Source organism: Thiobacillus sp. (assembly GCF_024708915.1).
Map to the genome: position 1 here is coordinate 1 of NZ_JANJXQ010000218.1, position 14,879 is coordinate 14,879.

Below are 14,879 nucleotides of genomic sequence, written 5' to 3' on the forward strand. Positions count from 1 at the left end.
GTTGGGGATCATGCGCAGGGTGGCGGTCTGCTCGACCGGCTGGTGGGTCGGGCCGTCCTCGCCGAGGCCGATGGAGTCGTGGGTGAACACGTGGATCACGCGCTGCTTCATCAGCGCGGCCATGCGGATGGCGTTGCGCGAGTATTCGGAGAACATCAGGAAGGTGCCGCCGAAGGGCAAGAGGCCGCCGTGCAGCGCCATGCCGTTCATGATCGCGGCCATGCCGAATTCACGCACGCCGTAGCTGATGTAGTTGCCGGGCTTGCCGTGGCGCACCGGGTGGCAGCCTTCCCAGTTGGTCAGGTTGGAGCCGGTGAGGTCGGCGGAGCCGCCGAGGAACTCGGGCAGCGCGGAGGCCAGCGCATTGATCGCGATCTGCGAAGCCTTGCGGGTAGCGACCGTTTCGCCCTTGGCGTTGATGGCGGCCAGCTTCTCGGCGACATGCGCCTTCCAGTTGGCGGGCAGTTCACCCTTCATGCGGCGCTCGAACTCGGCGCCTTCGGCCGGGTAGGCCTTCTTGTATTCGGCGAACTTGTTGTTCCACAGCGTTTCCAGACCCTGGCCCTTGGTCTTGGCGTCCCAGCCGGCATAGATGTCAGCGGGCACTTCGAACGCGGGATGGGTCCAGCCCATGTGCTTGCGGGTGGCCTCGACTTCGTCGTGACCCAGCGCGGCGCCGTGCACGTCGTGGGTGCCGGCCTTGTTGGGCGAGCCCTTGCCGATGACGGTCTTGCAGCAGATGAGCGTGGGCTTGTCGCTGCTGGCCTTGGCTTTCTGGATCGCAGCTTCGAGCGCCACCACGTCGTGGCCGTCCACCCCGGCGATGACATTCCAGCCGTAGGCTTCAAAGCGCTTGGCGGTGTCGTCGGTGTACCAGTGCTCGATGTGGCCGTCGATCGAGATGCCGTTGTCGTCCCAGAAGGCGATCAGCTTGTTGAGTTTCCAGGTGCCGGCGAGCGCGCAGGCTTCGTGCGAGATGCCTTCCATCATGCAGCCGTCGCCCATGAATACATAGGTGTGGTGGTCGACGATGGCGTGGTCGGGCTTGTTGAATTCGGCGGCGAGAACCTTTTCCGCCATCGCCATGCCGACGGCGTTGGTGATGCCCTGACCGAGCGGCCCGGTGGTGGTTTCGATGCCGGGGGCGTAGCCGTACTCGGGGTGGCCCGGGGTCTTGGAGTGCAGCTGACGGAACTGCTTCAGATCGTCCATCGACAGGTCGTAGCCGGTCAGATGCAGCAAGGCGTAGATCAGCATCGAGCCATGGCCGTTCGACAGCACGAAACGGTCGCGGTCCGCCCACTTGGGATTGGTCGGGTTGTGGCGCATGTGATGGTTCCACAGCGTTTCGGCGATTTCAGCCATGCCCATGGGGGCGCCGGGGTGGCCGGATTTGGCTTTTTCGACTGCATCCATCGCAAGCGCGCGGATGGCATTGGCCAGGTCGTTACGGGTTGGCATTGCGTTCCCTTCAGCTAAGTAAAAACTGCCGCATTCCCCGCCCGGAAAAGCCGTACAGCGACAGCTTGGGCAGAATATGCAAAAACCCTGATTATCCGTCAGCAGGGCGGGCTTTCGCAAGCCGCGCCGTAACCGGATAAAAAGGATTTCACGACAATGGGTTAAGCCACGAAGCTTAAGTATCAGCTCAGGGTCGCGCGCTAAAAATCTTTTTATTCGCCCGATGAAGCTGCTTATGCGCCGGCGGCTTTCAACCAGGCGCGCCACAGCTCAAACAGTTCCGGGCTGGCCGACGCCACCACCGATCGCTCCCACACGTTGGCGATGTCGAAGCTGCCCGACAGGCTGGCCAGCCGCCCGCCCGCCTCTTCCAGGATCAGTGCGCCGGCGGCGTAATCCCACAGCTTCTGACCGCCGTGGACATAGATATCGAAACGCCCGGCTGCGGTGTAGCACCAGTCCAGCGTGGAGGCGCCGAAATTGCGCTGCGAGGCATACGGCGGCCACGCCGCGAGCCGGCCGGCCAGCTCGCGGTCGATGCGCTTCATTTCGACTCCGGCGAGCGCGCGCCGCAGTTCGCTGGCGGGGGTACGCAAGGGTAGCGGAATGCCGTTCAGGTGCGCGCCGCGTCCGCGTTCGGCGGTGAACATCTCGTCGGCGACCGGATCGTACACCACGCCCAGCTGACGCTCGCCCTTGTAGAGATAGGCCACCGACACGGCGAAGTAGGGCACCCCGGCGACGAAGTTGGAGGTGCCGTCGATCGGATCGACGCACCACAGGCCGTCGCGGCCGGCCTCCCAGGCATCGCGCTGCTGTCGCTCGGTCATTTCCTCGCCCAGCACCGGCACGTCCTTGATATGCGGCAGCGCCGCTTCCAGCGCGGCCTGCGTCGCCGCATCGGCTTCGGTGAACAGGCTGCCGTCCTGCTTGTGGCTGTGCGTCACCTTGAGGAAGCGCGGCGTGACCTCGCACTGCGCAACCTGCCTCACCAGCGCCTGGACCTGGTCAAGCACGATCAGGTGCGCAGGCAATAACAATAAACAAATTCCTGCTCCTGCCCCGCCGGGGTGTGGTGGATTTCGGTTTCGTGCCCGAGCAGCCGGAAAGGCATGCCGAACTCAGCATGCAGCGCATCGGGGGCGTAACGCATCACGTCAAGCCCCGAGCACTGCAACGGCCCGCCGGGGCCGAATGCGGCGACGATGACATGCCCGCCGGGTTTCACGCTCTTCAGAACCTGCGCGACATAACGCGCGCGGTCGGCCGGATCGGTCAGGAAATGGAATACCGCGCGATCGTGCCAGACGTCGTAGCGCGCAGCCGGCAATTCGGCCTGGGTGACGTCGCCGGCAATCCACTGCACCGACCGTGCGCGCGCGCCGAGTCGCGCACGGCTGGCGACCAGTGCCGGCTCGGCCAGATCGAGTACGGTCAGATGGCGGTAGCCGGCGTCGAGCAGATCGTCCACCAGCACCGAAGCGCCGCCGCCCACATCGATGATCGCGGCATCCCGGTCGGCACAGTCCGCGATCAGGCGCAACGACGAGGCGGCATGCAGTTGGAACCAACTGACCTGGTCCGCCGCCTTGTTGCGGTAAACGGTTTCCCAATGCTGACGACGGTCGGCCATGTCATTCTCCCTTCCACTTGATCGAGCAGCCCATGCTGGGAATCTGCCCGGCGGGGCCGCGGCCGGTGGCGGCGATTTCCTTCATCGCCTCGAACAGGTCGCGGCGCACGCCCTCGGGCGCGGTTTCCTTGCGCGATTCGTCGAAGCGTCCGCGGTACTGCAATTCGAAATCGCGGTTGAAGCCGAAAAAGTCCGGCGTGCACACCGCCCCGTAAGCTTTCGCCACCTGCTGCGTCTCGTCGATCACATAGGGAAAGGGGAAGTCGAATTCCGCCGCCACCTTTTTCATGTTGTCGAAGGAATCCTCGGGATAGTCGGCCGGGTCGTTCGACATGATGGCGATGGCGTGGATGCCGTGCTGCCGGAGTTCGGCCAGATCGCGCACCAGCCGCGGACGGATCGCCTTCACATACGGACAGTGGTTGCAGATGAACATCGCCAGCAGGCCGTTCGGCCCCATCGCATCGGCCAGCGTCCATACTTTTCCGTCGACGCCGGGCAAGCTGAAGCCAGGCGCTTTCCAGCCAAAATCGCACACGGGGGTGGTAAGGGAAACCAAGATGCTCTCCGCAAGATCGTTCGACAATCCCGGCATAATACCAATATGTCCGCCCCGCGTTTTCATCTCGACCAGCCGCTTGCCGCGGGTGCCCGTTTCAACCTGCCGCCCGGCCCCGCGCGCCATGCCGCGCGGGCGCTGCGGCTGGCGGCGGGCGATGCCGTCACCCTGTTCAACGGACAGGGTGGCGAATACACCGCCCGCATCGAACGCATTCAGAAAGACGAAGTCGCGGTCAGCGTCACCGGCTTTGCCGGCATCGAGCGTGAATCGCGCCTGCGCGTGATGCTGGCGCAAGGCATTTCGAGCGGCGAGCGCATGGACTACACGCTGCAGAAAGCAGTGGAACTGGGCGTGACGGCAATCCAGCCGATCGCCGCCAGGCGCAGCGTGGTCAAACTGGCGGCCGAACGGGCCGGCAAGCGCGTCGCGCACTGGCAGGGCGTGGTGGCGAGCGCCTGCGAACAGTGCGGACGCAACCGGGTTCCGGCGGTGGCCGCGCCGTTGACGCTGGCCAACTGGCTCGGCCAGCGCACGGACGGGCGCCTGCTGTTTCTATCGCCGCTGGCCGAAGCGCGGCTGGCCGACCTGCCGCCGCCGGCGGCGCAAGACTGCCTGGTCGCCGGTCCCGAAGGCGGGTTCGAAAGCGACGAGATCGCCGCCCTCCTGGCAGCCGGCGCCGTCGCCGTCCGCCTGGGGCCGCGCGTGCTGCGCACCGAGACGGCCGCGCTGGCCGCGCTGGCCGCGATGCAGACGCTATGGGGCGATTTTTAGGCACGCATCAGGCGTAAAAATCCGGGCACCCGGCCCGGATTTGCCTGGCGAGGGTGTCGCTCATGGACGCAAATACGTGTAGCCCTGCTTCTGGCGCTGCATGATTTCCACCACCCCCGAGGAAACATAGCCCACCTTGGCATGCATATCCTGCTTGTCGAGCTTCTGATTGCGCATGGTGTTCTGGCACGCCATCACCGGCACCCCGGAATCGACCGTCTCGTCAATGCGGTTGGCCACTTCGGATTCGGCTTTCAGCATGTTGATGCCGGGGCCAAACGCCACGATTTCGAGTTCGACGTTGTCCTTGCCCATATCCTTCTGGATATTCCTGGCGTTGTTGAGCGCCAGATTCCAGGTGGCCGGGTCGTTTTCGCTGACCTGGATCACCATTTTCGACTTGTCGGCGGCCACAGCGGCGGCGGGCAGCGCCAGCGCACCCATCAGCAAAACCCCGCCCAGCAGGGCGCCCAGCGTATTCATGTGTTTCATGTGTCGATCTCCAGTGGAATATGGGTTGCGGTGCGAACATGCGCCCCGCTTTACTTATGACGTAAAGATCAACCGATATATTCCGTTTATTCTCGTGGGCATTGCCGCCCTGCGCCGCACGGAGGTTTTCTGTATCCTTCGCGCTAATCAACCCTGTTCAGGCCAATCCGTTGAAAGACACCGCCGATTTCGTCCACTGGTTCCGCTCTGCCGCCCCCTATATTCACGGTTTCCGCGGCAAAACCTTCGTCATCGCCTTTGGCGGCGAACTGGTGGCGGACGGCGGCTTCGTGCAGCTGGCGCATGACGTCAATCTGCTGAACAGCCTGGGCGTGCGGCTGGTGCTGATCCACGGCGTGCGGCCGCAGGTGGAAGCACGGCTGACCGAGAACGGTACGGCGATCCGCTATGTGAACGGGCTGCGCGTCACCGACGACGCCGCGCTGGCCTGCGTCAAGGAGGCCGCCGGCACGGTGCGGGTGGAGATCGAGGCGCTGCTGTCGCTGGGTTTGGCCAATACGCCGATGGCGGGTGCCGACATCCGGGTGGCCTCGGGCAATTTCGTCACCGCGCAGCCGCTGGGCGTGCGCGACGGCGTCGACCTGCTGCACACCGGCGAAGTGCGCAAGATCGACGCCGCCGCGATCCGGCGCCGTCTCGACCAGCACGATATCGTGCTGCTCTCCCCCATCGGCTATTCGCCGACCGGCGAAATTTTCAACCTCAGCCTGGAAGACGTGGCCACGCAAGCCGCCATCGAACTGGCGGCGGACAAGCTGGTCTTTCTGATAGACACCGAGGGGGTACCGCAAGACGATGCCGATGCCGAAAGCCCGAAAGGGCTAGCAAGCGCACAGCTGGCGGACCCGGAACGGGCGATCCACAACGCCCTCACCGTGAACGAGGCGCGCCAGGTGCTGGAAAAAGCGCGCTCGCTGCCGGAAGACATCACCTACTACCTGCCCTGCGCCATCGCCGCCTGCACCCAGGGCGTCAAGCGGGCGCACTTCATCAGCCGCCACCGCGACGGCGCCCTGCTGTCCGAACTGTTCACCCGCGACGGCGTGGGCACGCTGATCACCCCGGCGCCGCTGGAAACCCTGCGCGCCGCCAGCATCGACGACGTCGGCGGCATTCTCGGCCTGCTCGAGCCGCTGGAACGCGAAGGCGTCCTGGTACGGCGCTCGCGCGAACTGCTGGAAATGGAAATCGAACGTTTCCTGGTACTCGAATCCGACGGCGTCATCGCCGGCTGTGCGGCGCTCTATCCCTTCCCCGAGGAACAGGCCGCCGAACTGGCTTGCCTGGCGGTATCCAAGGAATTTCGCGGACGCGGATTTGGCGACCTGTTGCTGGCGGAGGCCGAAAAAAGGGGCAAAAAAGCCGGATTCAAGAAATTATTTGTCCTGACCACCCGCACTGAACACTGGTTCGAGGAGCGCGGCTTCATCGACAGCAGCCCCGACCATCTGCCCAAAAGCAAACAGGCACTATACAACTACAAGCGGAAATCCAAGGTTCTGCAAAAAACCTTGTAGATCTTTGCAGAGAAGTGAAGTAAGGAGGAGTCTTGCGTCTATTCACCCCGCGCCCGGGATGGTCTTGGCGCGCCCTTCATGCACCGATCCATGGCGCCGGTTCACGGCGCATACGGCCCGGCTGTTTCAGTGACTTCCGCAGCTGGCTCTTTGCCCTGCTGCTGGCCGCTGCCGGTCACGTCGCCGCCAGCGCGGATCGGCCGCTGGTGTTCGGCGTCTTCCCCAAAATGACGGCGAAGCAGACTGTCGAAATCTACCGTCCGCTCGCCCATGCGCTGGAGCGGCACCTGCAGCGCAGCATCGTCGTGTACAGCGCACGCGACTTTAAAACCTTCGTCGAACGCACCCGCCAGGGCGAATACGACATCCTGCTGACGGCACCGCACCTGGCCTGGCTGGCACGCCAGGACGCCGGCTACCGGCCGTTGCTGAAATACGCCCGCCCCACGCATGGCCTGCTTGTGGTCAAACAGGCTTCGCGGTTCCAGGCGCCGGATGAACTGCGCGGCAGCACCATCGCCACCGCCGACGCCATTGCCGTGACCGTATTGGCGGTGCAGGCAGAAATGGCCGCCAACGGACTCCAGCGCGACACCGATTACCGCACCGCGGATGCGGGCACCCACTTCAATGCCGCGATGCAGGCGATCAATGGACGCGCCGACGCTGCCATGCTGGGCATGCATCCTTATTTTCTGCTGCCGCCCGAGGTGCGCCAGCAATTGCGCGTGCTCGCCAAAACCCCGCCGCTATCGAGCCTGATGTACCTGACCCACCCGCGCCTGCGCGACCGCGAGGCAACGGCCATACGCCAGGCATTGCTCGATTTCGCCGCCACGCCCGAGGGCGTCAGCTTCATGCAGCACGGCGGCTACGGCGGCTTCGCTGCCGTGGATGGCAGCGAATTGCGCGCGTTCCACCCCTACGCCCTGCGGGTGCAGGAAATATTGCGGGCAAGCCGATGAAGGCATGGTTCGGGCGACTCTCGCTGCGCTACAAGCTCACCCTCGCCGCACTCGGGGTGGAGGCCGTTATGCTGGCCTTTCTGATCGCCAACGGCGTCCAGCTCACCCGCCAGGAGTTGCAGCAGCAGGCCGAGCACCGCGTGCGGGAAGTGGGGGAAAACCTCGCCGCGGCCCTGCTTGCGCCCTTGTCGCACCAGGATGACGCCAGCGTGCGCGACGTCATTGAAACCTTGCAGCGCGACGATGGCCTGAAAATGATCGCGGTGCGCGACAACAACAAGCGCATCGTGCACCAGGCCGGAACCGACGGCACCAAAGCCGATTTCAGGCTGCGGCAGCCGGTCGAGTTTTCCGGCCAGCGCTACGGTGAAATCGCCCTGGTCCTGTCGGGCGACTTCATTCACGAGGCGCGTAGCCGCTACGTGCGGCAAAGCCTTCTCATTGCCGTTGCGGCTTTGCTGCTGACCGGCATCCTGCTGGCCTGGTCGACCGGCGGTGTGGTACGCCGCTTCGAGGCGCTGACCCGTGCCAGCAAACGCATGGCGCAAGGCGACCTCGACGTCAGACTGGCCGGCGAAGGAGAAGATGAAATCGGCCAGTTGATCGGCACCTTCAACCGCATGGCCGAATCGGTCCGCTTCAATATCGACCGCGCACGCGAAAACGAAGCCCGCTTCCATGCGATTGCCGACTACACCCACGACCTGGAATTCTGGCTGTCGCCCGAAGGCAGGCTGCTATGGATCAATCCGTCGGTCGAGCGCATGATCGGCCACAGCGTCGCCGAATGCATGGGACAACAGATGGATTTCCCGGCCGACGTCGTTCATCCGGAAGACCGCGCTGCAGCCGAATTCCAGCTGCGCCAAGCCTTGCGCGGCACCTCCGGCCAAGGCTACGTACTGCGGGTATGCCGCAAGGATGGCGGCCATTTCTGGGCGGTAGTGAACTGGCAGCCGATTCACGATTACAGCGGCGTTTACCAGGGCATCCGCGCCAGCATCCACAGCATCGACGACCTCAAGGCGACCGAGGCCAATCTGCGCCAGGCCATCAATGAGCTGCGGATGGCCGAAAGCCTGCAGGGCAAGTATCTGGAGGAAACCGAGCAGGAACGCGCGCGCCTGGTTTCGCTGTTGTCGGCGATGAATCTCGGCATTCTGTTCGTCGCCGCCGACAACCGCGTGATCTACCACAACCCCGCGTTCAGCCGCATGTGGATGATCGAGGAAGAGGCCGCCCTGATCGGCCTGCCGGTGCACGAAGTGCTGGCCAAATCCACCTCGGTGCTGGCGCGTCCCGATCACTTTTCGCGCCACCTGCTGTCGGTGCTGGAAACGCGCGAGCTGTCCGACAGTTATGAAATCCAGATGACCGACGGCCGCGTCATCACCGAACTCGATTACCCGGTGCGCGACCGCGAAGGCCGCTTCATCGGCCACCTGTGGATTTACGAGGACATCACCCGCGAACGCCAGACCGCCGAACAACTGGTGTATCTGGCGGAACGCGACGCCCTCACCGGGCTGTACAACCGCCACCGCTTCCAGCAGGAACTGGCGCGCACCATGCTGGAAAGCGACCGCCACCATCTGCCGTGCGCGGTGATGTTTTTCGACCTCGACGAATTCAAAACCATCAACGACAGCTATGGCCACCGTGCCGGCGATGCGCTGCTGATCCGGGTGGCCGGCGAAATCAGCGCCCTGGTGCGGCGCAATGAAGTTCTGGCGCGGCTGGGCGGCGACGAATTCGCCATCCTGATCCCCGCGGTGGAAGGCAACGAGGCCGAGGTACTGGCCGAGCGCGTGGTGCGCGCGGTGTCGCAGATTCCGTTCCGTTTCGACGGACAGAACCTGCGGCTTACCACCAGCCTCGGCATTGCCTACTATCCCGGGCACGCCACCGATGCCGACGACCTGGTTGCGCGGGCCGATATCGCCATGTATCAGGCCAAGGAGGCCGGCAAGAACACCTGGCGCGTATTCCGCGCCGATCGCGAGGCCGACAGCGAAATGCGCAGCCGCCTGTCGTGGGGCGAACGCATCAGCAATGCGCTCGACAAGGGCCTGTTCCAGCTGCATTTCCAGGGCGTCTACCGGACGGAGGACGGCACACTGTCGCACCTGGAGGCGCTGATTCGCATGATCGACGAGCGCAATCCCGACCAACTCATCATGCCGGTGCATTTCATCCAGCTGGCCGAAAAAAGCGGCCGCATCCTCGACATCGATCGCTGGGTGATCCACCAGGTGCTGCGCATGTTGTCGCACAACCCGGCCATTCCTGCCATCGCAATCAATCTGTCGGGACGCTCGCTGTCCGAGCCCGGCCTGCCGCAATACATCGGCAACGAGCTACGGCTGACCGGCGTCAACCCCGCCCGCCTGATCATCGAAATCACCGAAACCGCTGCGGTTTCCGACCTGCACGATGCGCAGCGCATGATCGAGGCGATGCGCCAGTTCGGCTGCGGCGTCAGCCTCGACGATTTCGGCGTCGGTTTCGCCTCCTTCGCCTACCTCAAGCATCTGCATGTCGACACCATCAAGATCGACGGCATTTTCATCCGCGACCTGCCCGGCGACCCCGACAACCAGGTGTTCGTGCAAGCCATGGTCAGCGTCGCGCTCGGCCTCGGCAAGTCGGTGGTGGCGGAATACGTCGAGGACAGCCAGACGCTCGCCCTGCTGCGCAGGTTCGGGGTCGATCTGGTGCAGGGCTATCACCTCGACCGGCCGGTCGCCGACCACCCGGCGTTGCGGGACACAGTCTAGAGCGAGCTGCGGACAGGGGCGCCTGTGGCCTCCGGCACAGGGTGCTAAAATGCCCCGTTTTTCCCGCATTTCAGGATACCTCCGTGCTTACCGCCTCCAGCATCACTCTGCAATTTGCCGCCAAACCCCTGTTCGAGAACGTCAACGTCAAGTTCGGCGACGGCAACCGCTACGGCCTGATCGGCGCCAACGGCTGCGGCAAGTCGACCTTCATGAAAATACTGGCCGGCGAGCTGGAGCCGAGCGCCGGCAACGTCTCGCTCGACCCCGGCGAGCGCATGGCCTGGCTGCGCCAGGACCAGTTCGGCTACGAGGAGCAGCGCGTGCTCGACGTGGTGCTGCAGGGCCACGCCGAAATGTGGAAGGTGATGCAGGAAAAGGACGCCATCTACATGAACCCGGAGGCGAGCGAGGAAGACTACCTGCACGCCGCCGAACTGGAAGCCCGGTTCGGCGAGATGGGGGGCTACGACGCCGAGGCTCGCGCCGGTCAATTATTGCTTGGCGTCGGCATCCCCACCGAACAGCACAACGGCCCCATGAGCCAGATCGCGCCCGGCTTCAAGCTGCGCGTGCTGCTGACGCAGGCGCTGTTCTCCGATCCCGACATCCTGCTGCTCGACGAACCGACCAACAACCTCGACATCAACACCATCCGCTGGCTGGAAAACGTGCTGAACGAGAGCAACGCCACCATCATCGTCATCTCGCACGACCGCCACTTTTTGAATCAGGTCTGCACCCACATGGCCGACCTCGACTACGGCACCATCAAGGTCTATCCCGGCAACTACGACGACTACATGCTGGCCTCGACCCAGGCCAAGGAACGCCAGGCCAGCGCCAACGCCAAGGCCAAGGACAAGGTGGCCGAGCTGCAGGAATTCGTGCGCCGCTTCTCGGCCAACAAGTCGAAGGCACGCCAGGCCACCAGCCGCATGAAGATGATCGACAAGATCAAGATCGAGGATTTCAAGCCGTCGTCACGGCAGAACCCGTACATCCGCTTCGAGCCGGAGAAGGCGCTGCACCGCCGCGCGCTCGAGGTCGAGAATCTCAAGTTCGGCTACGACGGCTCGCCGCTGTTCACCAATCTCGGCTTCTCGCTGGAAGCCGGCGAAAAGATGGCCGTCATCGGCGGCAACGGCGTCGGAAAATCGACCCTGATGAAGCTGCTGATGGGCGAACTGACGCCGCAATTCGGCGAGGTGCGCTGGAGCGAAAACGCCAACGTCGGCTACTTCTCGCAGGACCATGTCGCCGACTTCGACATGGACAAGAACCTCACCGACTGGATGCACCAGTGGACCCAGCCGGGCGACGACGAGCAGGTGCTGCGCGGCATTCTCGGGCGCCTCTTGTTCTCCGGCGACGACGTCAAGAAATCGGTACGCGTGCTGTCCGGCGGCGAAAAAGGGCGCATGCTCTACGGCAAGCTGATGCTCGGCCGCCACAACGTGCTGGTGATGGACGAGCCGACCAACCACATGGACATGGAATCGATCGAGTCGCTCAACCTCGCGCTCGACCTGTTCAAGGGTACGCTGATCTTCGTCTCGCACGATCGCCAGTTCGTCAGCAGCCTGGCCACGCGCGTCCTCGAAATCACCCCCGAAGGCGTCGAGTTCTACATGGGCAACTACGACGAATACCTGCATTCGAAGGGCCTCGAGTGAGCGAAATCGTCATCATCGGCCTCGGCCAGCTCGGCCGCGTGTTCGCCGGCGGCCTGCTGCGTACCGGCCACACCGTGGTGCCGGTCAACCGCGGCGACGACATGGCCAGCGTCGCGCAGGCGCATCCCGATCCGGCGCTGGTGCTGGTCGCGGTTGCCGAGAACGACCTGCATGCCGTGCTGGCGACGCTACCCGAAGTCTGGAGGCCGCGCGTCGCGCTGATCCAGAACGAACTCTTGCCGCGTGACTGGCAGGCGCACGGCTACAGCGAGCCTACGGTGATCTCGGTGTGGTTCGAGAAGAAGAAGGGCATCGACGCCAAGCCGCTGATCGCGTCCCCCGTCGCCGGCTCCGGCGCCGCGCTGTTGTGCCGCGCGCTCGCCGCAATCGAGCTGCCGTGCCGTGAAGTCGCGTTGGGCGATGAACTGCTGTTCGAACTGGTCCGCAAGAACGTCTACATTCTCACCACCAACCTCGCCGGACTGAAAACCGGCGGCAGCGTGGGACCGCTGTGGGCGCAGCACCAAACCTTCGCGCGCCGGGTGGCGAACGAGGTGATGGACATCCAGGACGCGCTCACCGGCGCGCAACACGATCGCGACGCGCTGATCGCCGGCATGCTCGAAGCATTCGACGGCGATCCCGATCACGGCTGCACCGGACGCTCGGCGCCGGCGCGGCTGGCGCGCGCAATTGGGCACGCGGATGAGTTCGGGTTGGACGTGCCCGTCCTGCGGGCGTTGGCAGGCTGAGCGCGCCCCGGGCGCTCAGATTGCGCGGCCCCCGGGGCTTTTCTCGTCGCCGCCGACCACGCCCGCATGATCGAATGGCAGCCAGCTGGACGAGCGGTCGGTTTTGACCCGGCCCTTGATGCGATAGGGCACCCCGTGCTTCAGCGATTCCGGCGGCAGGGTCTTGATCTGCTGGATCAGGTGCTTCGACTGCATGATCGCGTCCACCCGCACTACCGTGCTGGACGTCGCCGCAATCAGCGTCGGCACCCGCGACAGCCCCCGCGCAAACGGACGCCCGTTCACCTCCAGCTCGAAATCCAGCGCCTCGACATTCAGCTCGAAATCGTTCGGATTGCTGACCCGCAACCCCACATCGAAGTGCTGCTCGAACAGGCCGAGGCTCTTGACGTCGACTTCGGCGACGCTCACCTTGGGGGCAACAGCGTTCAGCGGCAGACCGGAACAGGCGGCGAGGCCGAGCGCGAGAAGCAGAACGAGCAGACGCTGCAACATGGAAAGCCTATCGAATCTGCGCCAGCAGTTGGGCGGTCATGCGCGCGGCCTGCGCCACGTAGCCGCCGCCGAACAGGTTGGCGTGGTTGAGGATGTGGTAAAGATTGTAGAGCGTTTTGCGCCCCGCATAACCGGGGTCGAGCGGCCAGGCCGCGCGGTAGGCGGCGTAAAAATCCGCTGCGAAACCGCCGAACAGTTCGCTCATCGCGAGGTCGCATTCGCGGTCGCCGACATAGATCGCCGGATCGAAAATCACCGGCGTCCCATCGGCGAGGTAGCCGTGGTTGCCGCCCCACAGATCGCCATGCAGCAGCGAGGGGGCTGGCACATAGCCGCCGAAGAAAGCGTCGAGGCCGGCGAGCAGTCTCTCGCCATCCCGTTGCAGCGCGCCGCCATGGCCGTTTTGCGCCGCCAGTTCCAGCTGGTAGCCAAGCCGCTGCGTCCGCCAGAATGTGATCCAGTCGCGCGTCCAGCCGTTGCGCTGCGGCGTGCTGCCGATCCAGTTGTCGTGCGCCCAGCCGAATTGGGGCTGCGGCACACGGTGCTGGCGCGCCAGCCGCTCACCCAGCTGGGCGGCATCGCCGCTGCCGTGCAGGTCCAGATACTCCAGCACCAGAAAGGCCTGGCCCGCCGCCGTGCCCGCGCACAGCGGCTGCGGCACCCGCACGCCCTGCGCCGCGGTGAGCGCGTGCAGCGCGGCCGTCTCGGCCTCGAACAGCGGCAGCCGCTCCGCGCGATTCGCCTTGACGAAGTAGCGGCGCAAACCGTCGCTCACGCTGAAGGTCCGGTTGATGTCGCCGCCGCCGAGCGGGCGCAGCGTAGTGGCGGCAAAAGGTATCCCGCTGGCGCGGGCGATCGTTGCGGCAACGGCGGCGACGAAGCTCATCGGCGCGCAACCCTGTCCGCCATCCAAACCAAACGCGCCCCGGAGGGCGCGCTGGGCAAGGCATGGCGGACGCGCACGCGGCTTACTTCCCCTTGGGACGCTGCTCGAACATCTTGGCGATGCCGGGGTCGCGCGAGGCGCCGGCGGCTTCCATCCGCTTCAGGTACTCGTCCCATAGCGCGGCCTGATTGGTGCCGAGGTCGTGGAGATATTCCCAGGAATAAATCCCGGTATTGTGGCCGTCTGAAAAGAAGAAGTTGATGCCATAGAGGCCCACCGGCTCGGCGGCATTGATCAGCACGTCACGCTTGCCGACCTGCAGCACCTCCTGGCCGGGGCCGTGGCCGCGCACTTCGGCGGACGGCGAGTAGACGCGCAGGAATTCGAACGGCAGTTCGAACCGCGCACCGTCGGTGAACGCGATTTCCAGCTTACGTGAAGCCTGGTGGAGCTTGATGTCGGTAGGAGTGGGAATGGCCATGATTGAAGCGCTCGAAATGAATTTGGCCCCAAGTGTAAACCCGCGCTACAGAGATTAAACCCCGGCAGGGCAAGGGCTGAAACCGATGGTGACCTGAAAACTGGCGCGCCCGGCGCGATTCGAACGCACGACCCCTGCCTTCGGAGGGCAGTACTCTATCCAGCTGAGCTACGGGCGCAAAGTCGGCGAAGCATAGCGGGTTTGCCGCGTGCCGTCCATCCGCCGGGGGCACCGCCCTTTCCTGTCGAGGCCGCTTTCCTTATAATCGCGGCTTTCGACGCCACCCCCACCAAGGATAATTTCATGGCCGATTCGCACGCCAAGATGACCCAAGCCACCCCGCAGGAAGTCATCATTTCCGTTGTTGCCGGACTGTTCGCGCCCCTGCTG

At 64.5% G+C, this 14,879-nt stretch carries 14 protein-coding genes, 1 tRNA gene and 1 pseudogene; 7 read left to right on the forward strand and 9 right to left on the reverse strand.

All coding sequences use genetic code 11. The annotated features are described in order from the left end of the window. The 4 genes from tkt to Q0L94_RS14705 form a co-directional block, all read right to left on the reverse strand. Positions 1-1,461 (reverse strand): transketolase (gene tkt, locus Q0L94_RS14690; protein WP_296754621.1); only part of this gene is annotated, 1,461 nt, incomplete at its 3' end. Positions 1,462-1,694: 233 nt separating this feature from the next. After that, the gene (locus tag Q0L94_RS14695) at positions 1,695-2,477 is read right to left on the reverse strand and encodes an inositol monophosphatase family protein (RefSeq protein WP_296754623.1); all 783 of its coding nucleotides are present in this window, start codon (positions 2,475-2,477) and stop codon (positions 1,695-1,697) included. A 2-nt stretch (positions 2,478-2,479) separates the two neighbouring features. After that, a complete protein-coding gene (locus tag Q0L94_RS14700; RefSeq protein ID WP_296754626.1) occupies positions 2,480-3,094 on the reverse strand; it encodes a class I SAM-dependent methyltransferase in 615 nt (204 codons plus the stop codon). Between the two features lies 1 nt (position 3,095). Then, positions 3,096-3,653, reverse strand: coding sequence for a thioredoxin family protein (locus Q0L94_RS14705; protein WP_296754628.1), 558 nt, complete (start codon positions 3,651-3,653; stop codon positions 3,096-3,098). A gap of 45 nt (positions 3,654-3,698) precedes the next feature. On the opposite strand from Q0L94_RS14705, the gene Q0L94_RS14710 reads away from it, so the two are divergent. After that, positions 3,699-4,427: a 16S rRNA (uracil(1498)-N(3))-methyltransferase gene (locus tag Q0L94_RS14710; protein WP_296754631.1), complete on the forward strand. Its 729-nt coding sequence runs from the start codon at positions 3,699-3,701 to the stop codon at positions 4,425-4,427. A 60-nt stretch (positions 4,428-4,487) separates the two neighbouring features. On the opposite strand, the gene Q0L94_RS14715 is transcribed toward Q0L94_RS14710, so the two are convergent. Further along, positions 4,488-4,919, reverse strand: a complete 432-nt coding sequence (locus Q0L94_RS14715) for a DsrE family protein (RefSeq protein ID WP_296754633.1) — start codon at positions 4,917-4,919, stop codon at positions 4,488-4,490. A gap of 170 nt (positions 4,920-5,089) precedes the next feature. On the opposite strand from Q0L94_RS14715, the gene argA reads away from it, so the two are divergent. From argA to Q0L94_RS14740, 5 genes are all read left to right on the forward strand, one after another. After that, the gene (gene argA / locus Q0L94_RS14720; protein WP_296754636.1) at positions 5,090-6,457 is read left to right on the forward strand and encodes an amino-acid N-acetyltransferase; all 1,368 of its coding nucleotides are present in this window, start codon (positions 5,090-5,092) and stop codon (positions 6,455-6,457) included. Between the two features lie 32 nt (positions 6,458-6,489). Next, positions 6,490-7,422 carry a phosphate/phosphite/phosphonate ABC transporter substrate-binding protein gene (locus tag Q0L94_RS14725; RefSeq protein WP_296754638.1) on the forward strand — a complete coding sequence of 311 codons (933 nt, stop codon included), beginning with the start codon at positions 6,490-6,492 and terminating at the stop codon, positions 7,420-7,422. Further along, positions 7,419-10,199: an EAL domain-containing protein gene (locus tag Q0L94_RS14730; protein WP_296754640.1), complete on the forward strand. Its 2,781-nt coding sequence runs from the start codon at positions 7,419-7,421 to the stop codon at positions 10,197-10,199. Before Q0L94_RS14725 ends, Q0L94_RS14730 begins: the two co-directional genes overlap by 4 nt. A gap of 83 nt (positions 10,200-10,282) precedes the next feature. Next, a complete protein-coding gene (locus Q0L94_RS14735; protein ID WP_018076839.1) occupies positions 10,283-11,875 on the forward strand; it encodes an ABC-F family ATPase in 1,593 nt (530 codons plus the stop codon). Continuing rightward, positions 11,872-12,627: a hypothetical protein gene (locus tag Q0L94_RS14740; protein ID WP_296754643.1), complete on the forward strand. Its 756-nt coding sequence runs from the start codon at positions 11,872-11,874 to the stop codon at positions 12,625-12,627. Before Q0L94_RS14735 ends, Q0L94_RS14740 begins: the two co-directional genes overlap by 4 nt. 15 nt (positions 12,628-12,642) lie before the next feature. Here Q0L94_RS14740 and Q0L94_RS14745 read toward each other — a convergent pair whose 3' ends face one another. The 4 genes from Q0L94_RS14745 to Q0L94_RS14760 all read right to left on the reverse strand — a co-directional run bounded on the left by Q0L94_RS14745 (position 12,643) and on the right by Q0L94_RS14760 (position 14,667). Continuing rightward, the gene (locus Q0L94_RS14745; protein WP_018076837.1) at positions 12,643-13,122 is read right to left on the reverse strand and encodes an LEA type 2 family protein; all 480 of its coding nucleotides are present in this window, start codon (positions 13,120-13,122) and stop codon (positions 12,643-12,645) included. Positions 13,123-13,129: 7 nt separating this feature from the next. Beyond that, complete coding sequence (locus Q0L94_RS14750; RefSeq protein WP_018076836.1) at positions 13,130-14,008, reverse strand: fructosamine kinase family protein; 879 nt, start codon at positions 14,006-14,008, stop codon at positions 13,130-13,132. Between the two features lie 82 nt (positions 14,009-14,090). Then, positions 14,091-14,489 carry a DUF971 domain-containing protein gene (locus tag Q0L94_RS14755; RefSeq protein WP_296754647.1) on the reverse strand — a complete coding sequence of 133 codons (399 nt, stop codon included), beginning with the start codon at positions 14,487-14,489 and terminating at the stop codon, positions 14,091-14,093. A gap of 101 nt (positions 14,490-14,590) precedes the next feature. Further along, positions 14,591-14,667: transfer RNA gene (locus Q0L94_RS14760), tRNA-Arg, on the reverse strand. A 23-nt stretch (positions 14,668-14,690) separates the two neighbouring features. Here Q0L94_RS14760 and Q0L94_RS14765 point away from each other — a divergent pair. Then, a pseudogene (locus Q0L94_RS14765) lies at positions 14,691-14,879 on the forward strand (hypothetical protein); the annotation flags it as partial.

What these genes read in the sequence shown, in the direction of transcription:
- Q0L94_RS14755 (WP_296754647.1), bottom strand. Translation starts at nt 14,489, where the DNA reads ATGGCCATTCCCACTCCTACCGACATCAAGCTCCACCAGGCTTCACGT.
- Q0L94_RS14750 (WP_018076836.1), bottom strand. Translation starts at nt 14,008, where the DNA reads ATGAGCTTCGTCGCCGCCGTTGCCGCAACGATCGCCCGCGCCAGCGGG.
- Q0L94_RS14710 (WP_296754631.1), top strand. Translation starts at nt 3,699, where the DNA reads ATGTCCGCCCCGCGTTTTCATCTCGACCAGCCGCTTGCCGCGGGTGCC.
- Q0L94_RS14745 (WP_018076837.1), bottom strand. Translation starts at nt 13,122, where the DNA reads ATGTTGCAGCGTCTGCTCGTTCTGCTTCTCGCGCTCGGCCTCGCCGCC.
- Q0L94_RS14715 (WP_296754633.1), bottom strand. Translation starts at nt 4,919, where the DNA reads ATGAAACACATGAATACGCTGGGCGCCCTGCTGGGCGGGGTTTTGCTG.
- Q0L94_RS14700 (WP_296754626.1), bottom strand. Translation starts at nt 3,094, where the DNA reads ATGGCCGACCGTCGTCAGCATTGGGAAACCGTTTACCGCAACAAGGCG.
- Q0L94_RS14730 (WP_296754640.1), top strand. Translation starts at nt 7,419, where the DNA reads ATGAAGGCATGGTTCGGGCGACTCTCGCTGCGCTACAAGCTCACCCTC.